This window comes from Bilophila wadsworthia ATCC 49260, assembly GCF_000701705.1.
Lineage (GTDB): Bacteria > Desulfobacterota > Desulfovibrionia > Desulfovibrionales > Desulfovibrionaceae > Bilophila > Bilophila wadsworthia.
Window position 1 is genome coordinate 1 of record NZ_JNJP01000137.1, and the last position, 6,274, is coordinate 6,274.

The 6,274-nt window shown below is 62.0% G+C and carries 3 protein-coding genes; 2 read left to right on the top strand and 1 reads right to left on the bottom strand.

What is annotated here, in order from left to right:
• Positions 1 to 236: 236 nt before the first annotated feature.
• Both T370_RS0120905 and T370_RS0120910 read left to right on the top strand, forming a co-directional pair.
• A complete protein-coding gene (locus T370_RS0120905; protein ID WP_029436892.1) occupies positions 237 to 1,874 on the top strand; it encodes a glycosyltransferase in 1,638 nt (545 codons plus the stop codon).
• A 284-nt stretch (positions 1,875 to 2,158) separates the two neighbouring features.
• The gene (locus tag T370_RS0120910; protein ID WP_005028223.1) at positions 2,159 to 2,845 is read left to right on the top strand and encodes a cytidylyltransferase domain-containing protein; all 687 of its coding nucleotides are present in this window, start codon (positions 2,159 to 2,161) and stop codon (positions 2,843 to 2,845) included.
• A 310-nt stretch (positions 2,846 to 3,155) separates the two neighbouring features.
• Here the strand turns inward: T370_RS0120910 and T370_RS0120920 are convergent, their stop codons facing one another.
• Complete coding sequence (locus T370_RS0120920) at positions 3,156 to 6,209, bottom strand: DEAD/DEAH box helicase (protein ID WP_029436893.1); 3,054 nt, start codon at positions 6,207 to 6,209, stop codon at positions 3,156 to 3,158.
• Positions 6,210 to 6,274 lie beyond the last annotated feature (65 nt).

A 6,274-nucleotide genomic window follows, 5' to 3' on the forward strand; every position in this document is an offset into this window, starting at 1 on the left:
AGCCCGGTACGGAAAAAACGGAAGACTAAAATTAAAGGGGGCGGGAAAACTTTCTGAAGAAGGTTTCCCCGCCCCCTCCAAACCTCCCCCACCCTCCCCAAAGACTTTCATAAATGGGTCGATACGGAGTTGCGTCTTCGCAACAGACTGGTCTTTAACGCAAGTTCCCCGGCTGTACCCTTTTCCTTTTTGCCAGCCTTCACAGGGGGAATACCTGCCGCCGGAGGCATTTTCCCATGACAGAAACGCGACGCTGCATCGTCATCCCGGCCATCAAGAAAAACGCGGTCATTCCGGACCAGCTCGTCAAACGCCTCGCGGGGGTCACGCTGATCCAGCGCGCCATCGACACGGCGCGCGGCGTCGTCCCGGCGCACGACGTCGTGGTCGTCACGGACAGCCAGGAAATCAGCCTGATCTGCGAACGCAACGGCGTGCGCGTGCACTACAACGCCGGGCTGCGCTTCACCTCGCTGGACATCATCACGGAGATGAAATCCATCCTCCGCGAACTGGGCAACGATTACGGGCACATCATCATCTATCGGGCAAGCTGCCCGCTGCTGACGTGGGTGGACATCGACGACGCCTACAAGACGTTCCTTGAAAACGAGGCCGACTGCCTCGTCACCGTCAAAAGCGTCCGGCACCGCATATGGGAAGTCCATCAGGGGCGGCTGGAATCCTTCATGTCCGAAGACGAATCAGAGCTGGTGGTCGAGAGCAAGGCCCTCATCATCGTCAAAAGCGACGCGCTGGACGGCGGTACCATCCGACATACGGTACCGTATTTCCTCAATGATCGGGCGATGGAGATCAACAGCTATCAGGACTGGTGGCTGTGCGAACGCCTTCTGACGCAACGCCGCGTGGTGTTCGTGGTCGCGGGCTATCCCGCTATCGGCATGGGGCACGTCTTCCGTTCGCTCATGCTGGCCCACGAAATCGCCAACCATAAAGTCTTTTTCGTCTGCACCAAAGAAAGCGAACTCGCCGCCTCCAACATCGCCGCGCGCGATTACAAGACCGTCATCCAGCAGGGCGAACTTTGGGAAGACGTGCTGGCGCTCGATCCCGATCTTGTGATCAACGACATGCTGGACACGCCCCGTGAATATATGGAGCACCTCAAGGCCGCGAACATCCCCGTGGTCAACTTCGAGGACGAGGGGCCCGGTTCGGTGCTGGCCGATCAGGTGGTCAACGCCCTGTACGAGGAGCCTCAAAACGAAACAAACGGCAAACAGCCCGAGCGTTTTCTGTATGGGCACAAGTACTTCTGCCTGCGCGACGAATTCTTGCAGGCCGAACAGAATGCGTTCCGCCCGGACCCGAAGTGCATCCTTATCACCTTCGGCGGTACGGATATGCCCGACTATACCCGTCAGACGCTGGATACCGTCGAGCCGCTCTGCCGTGAGCGGGGCATCGCCATCCGGGTCGTAACCGGGCCGGGCTACGCGCACCGCGACGAGCTGGTCAGGCACATCAAGGCCCTCGGCAATCCGCTGCTCCGTTTCGAGTACGCCACCAACATCATGTCCCGCATGATGGAAGGCGTGGACCTCGCCATCTGTTCCGCCGGGCGCACCGTCTATGAACTCGCCCACATGCATATCCCGAGCATCGTTCTGGCGCAGCACGAACGCGAGGCGCGGCACACCTTCGCCCGCGCGGATCACGGTTTCGCCTACATGGGCATCATGCGGAAATTCAACGCCGGACGCCTCCGCAAAGTTTTTGTGGAACTCATCGACGAACCCGAACGCCGCAACGTCCTGTATCAACGCCAATCCCGCATCCATTTCGAGAAGAACAAAGCCAAGGTCGTCAGCGGCATTTTGAAGCTCTTGAAGAAAGAAAAAGAAAGCTGAAAACAGAGCGAAGGAAAAGGGCCCAGAGGCGGAACAAACGGACTCTCACGCCATTGCTGATACGTCCCCCGGCCGGTACGGACAAAGGACATACTCCGCCGTGCTCCTGACAATCTTCGACGACCGGCAACACTCCCGGACAGGGATTCGATAAAACCAAAAGTCTTAGGAGGATGAGGGGAGGGGGCCCTGGGGAGGGGAGAAGGAAGCCCTTCTCCTGAAGGGGTCCTTCTCCCCTCCCCCGATTCCTCTTCTCTCCCACCTCTCCCCCAAAGGACACAGCCATGAAAACCGTCATCGTCATTCAGGCACGGCTGGGATCAAGCCGCCTGCCCTGCAAAACCTTGCTGAACCTGCACGGCCTGCCCGTCATCGACTGGGTGGTGGGGCGTTGCGCGCGCTCGGAGCTGGCCGACGATCTGGTCGTCGCCCTGCCCGATACCCGGCGCGACGAAGTGCTTGCCCGCCACTTGCGGGCGCAGGGCGTCAACACCTTCCGGGGATCGGAACAAGACGTGCTCTCGCGTATGCATGGGGCCGCCGCCGCGCACGGTGCGGATCTCGTGGTCCGCGTGTGCGCCGACAATCCGCTGATCTGGGGCGGGGAAATCGACAACCTGATCCGCTTCTACCAGCGAGAACACACCGCCGGAAACTGCGACTACGCCTACAACCACATCCCGCGCAACAACCTCTACCCAGACGGCCTCGGCGCGGAAATCGTCTCCTTCGAACTGTTCACCAAGGCCATGAACGAGGCCACCCTGCCCGCCCACCGCGAGCACTGCCTCTCGTATATCGTGGACAACCCGGAACTGTTCGCCATCCGCACCTTCGACCCGCTCGATCCGGCCCTGCACCATCCGGAAATGAAACTCGACATGGACACCGCCGACGACTTCATCAACCTCGCCCTGCGCGATATCCGCCCGGACATCACGCCCCGGGAAATCGTGGAGCTGTTCCGATGAAAAGTATCCTGTTCATCATATTGCTGGTCGGCTGGGTCGTCTGGGGCTTTAGATGGATGATCGGCAAAAACCGGCGCTCCGTACCGAGCTGATGCCCCGACGCCCACGCCCTCGGTCAGGGGGCGCAACAGGACACAAAGGAAAAAGAAAAGACGCCCGATCAGCCTTCACGCTGACGGACGCCTCCCTATCCCGCATTCCCCCATTTCCCGAGACTCACGGCCTGAACCCCAGAGGAATTCGATAGCGCCGTAATCCTCGGGAGATGGGGGAACTTTTTTCGGAGAGAGCCTCTCCAACGGTTCCTTCCCTACCACTCCACCACAACCCTTACCTGCTGCCCGGCCTTGTTGGTGAACAGCAGATAACCTTCCCGGTGCCCGAACAGATACACGTCTCGGGTGATCTCCACGTCTTTGCGGCAATATTCGGCGATGGAGGCAAGGTTCCCTTCCTTCCACCATTGCAGCGCCTGCATCCCGTCCGCGCTCTTGGGGGCGTTCAGGGTGGCACGGGCCAGATTATCCAGCGAAACACGGTAGGAAAGCCGTTTTTTGACCTCCACAAGCATGTCCAGCGTGGGCAAGGAACGCAGATCGTACCCGGCGAACGGCTGCAGCACCGCGTAGTCGAAGCGCGACGAGTTGAACCCGATGACCAATCCAGCCTCTCTCAGGCGCTCGAACATGGCCGGGAGATCTTCCTGCTCGTATTCGGTGAAACAATCGCCCTTGGAATCGTACAGGACCGCCACGCTGACGCCCATGAGATCCGCCCGATGCCAGCCGCCCACCTCGGCCGCCGAACGCCGGGTTTCCACGTCGAGCACCATGAACCGCTCCGGAAGCGGCGCAACGATACGCTCAGAACTTCCCGCCGCCGGGCCTCCCAATTCAATATCCGCCGCCATAACGGTCTTCTCCTTCGGCTGTTCCGATTCCAGCCCGCTCACAGCCATATCCCCGCTCGGAGCGGGGGCCTCCATGATCCGCTCCAACAAAAACAACGCCCCCGCCTTGTCGATGGGCCGGTTTCCCGAGCCGCACTTGGGCGAGTGTACGCAAGACGGGCAACCCAGTTCGCAGGGGCACCGCAACAACAGATCCCGCACCGCCGCGAACAATTCCGCAAGGCGCGGGAAAGCCGAACGGCACAACCCCGCGCCGCCGGGCAACCCATCATACACGAAAACGGCGGGCATCCCGAGCTGCGCGTGCATGGGCGTGGAAATGCCGCCGAAATCGTTACGGTCCGCCATGACCATCAGCGGCATGAGCCCGATACTCGCATGTTCCAGCGCGTGGATGGAGCCCATGAAATGCATGAGGCTGTCCTCCGTAGCCCGGCGCGGGCCATCCGGCACGCAAAACCACAAGCCCTCCGTCTCGAAAACCAACGGGGGCAGATCCAACGGCACGACGCAGATCAGCCGGTTGTCGGCAACGGAGCGCTGCTCATAGCCGGTTATCGTCTCCGTGACCCGCAGCCGCCCGAACGCGACGGGCGCACCAAACGCCGAGCCCGAGGCCTTCACTTCGATGATGGCGGTTTCCTTGTGGCTCCTGACCCTGGTATGCCAGTTTACCCGCTGCTGCGGCACCTCGCAGCGGACAACCCGCTCCGCCATATCAAGGCTTTTGACCACATACGTCTTCCCCCGATGCAGATAGACCGCGCCGGGGTGCGTCTCCTTGTACGCCTGATGCCCGTCCACACTGCCGATGGGCCTGCCCTCGGCGTCCACAATGGTACACGACGCACCGCAGCCCCGCAGATCCACATGCCGCTGCGGGCGCTTGCGGGCCGCCACCCATTCCCTGCCGTCCGCCGATTTGAGGAGCAGGCCCTCCCTTTCCAGCTCCCGCAACGCCGCCTGAGCGCCCGGCCCACGCAGCCACGGATCATCACTGGGCAACGGCAATTCCGCCGCCGCGCATTCGAGGTGCCGCTTGACGATGACGTCGTTGTCGGGATTGATGACCGCCCGTTCCGGCTCGCGCCCGAAAAACGCCTCGGGCTGATGGATGAAATACTGATCCAGCGCGTCCTCGCCCGCGACGAGCAGCACCGCGGATTCCTGCCCGGCCCGCCCCACCCGGCCGCCCCGCTGCATGGTCGAAATGACCGTGCCCGGATACCCCACAAGGATGCACACGTCGAGGCTGCCTATATCGATCCCCAGTTCCAGCGCGCTGGTCGTGACCACGGCAAGCAATTGCCCGTCGCTCATGCGGGCTTCGATCTCGCGCCGTTCCTCGGGCAAAAAGCCCGCCCGGTACGCGCTGATGCGGCCCGCGAAGCTTCCGGCCTTGTCAGCGGCCCACAGCGCGATGAGTTCCGTCATGCGCCTTGAACGGCAGTACACAATGGTCCGCAGCCCCCGCGCCAGAGCCGCCTTCAGAAGCGCGATGGCCGTCGTGGACGGGCTGTCTTCCGGGTCGATGAACACCATATGCCGCTTGCCCGTCGGTGCGCCCGATTCGCGGATGACAGGGATGCCCGCCGACTCTTGGGGGGCATTGAGGGACGTTTCCTTCCCCAACGCAACTGGCTCAGAAGAGGAGGAAGGGGAAAACAGAGGGGAAAAAGGGAAAGCATTCTCCGAGGGAAGCCCCTTTTCCTGCACCAGTTCCCTGCCCAGCAGATTGCCCGCCAATTCCTCCGGGTTGCCGACCGTCGCCGTGCAGAAAACAAAATTGGGGCGGGCGGCGTAGCGGGCGCAGATCCGGTTCAGGCGGCGGAAAAGCTGGCTGATATGCGATCCGAGCACGCCGCGATAGGTATGCGCCTCATCCACAACCACCAGCGAGAGCGACGCAAGGAACGTCGTCCACTGCTCATGGAAGGGCAAAATCGCCAGATGCAGCATTTCGGGGTTGGTAATCAGGACATTGGGCGGGTTCTTGCGGATCTTGCGCCGGAAATGATCGGTCGTATCGCCGTCATAGATGGCGATGGACGGCCTCGCCGCTTCGGGCCAATGCCCGGTCAGCTCCCCAAATGCGGCAAGCTGATCCTGCGCCAGCGCCTTCAGCGGGAACAGCATCAGCGCCCGGCTGTCCGGGTCCTGTAAGCATTTTTCCAGTATCGGCAGACTGTAGCACAACGTTTTGCCGCTGGCGGTGGGCGTGGCGACCACCACGTCGCGCCCGGCGCGGACAGTATCCGCCGTCAGCGCCTGATGGCTGTACAGCGACGCGATCCCCCGCTCGCGCAGCACCCCCGCAATGGCGCGGGGCCACGGGCGGCGCGTTTCGCCATAGCGGGCCTCACGCGCGGGCAGAACCCTATGGTGCGTCACCTGCCGCGCGAACCGCTCGGACGCCAGCAGCGACCGTATGTAATCAGCCACGTTGTTTTGCATGAACGATTGGGGAAAAAGGATGCCGGGGGAGGGGAGAAGGGACCTTGCTCCAGAAAGGTCCCTTC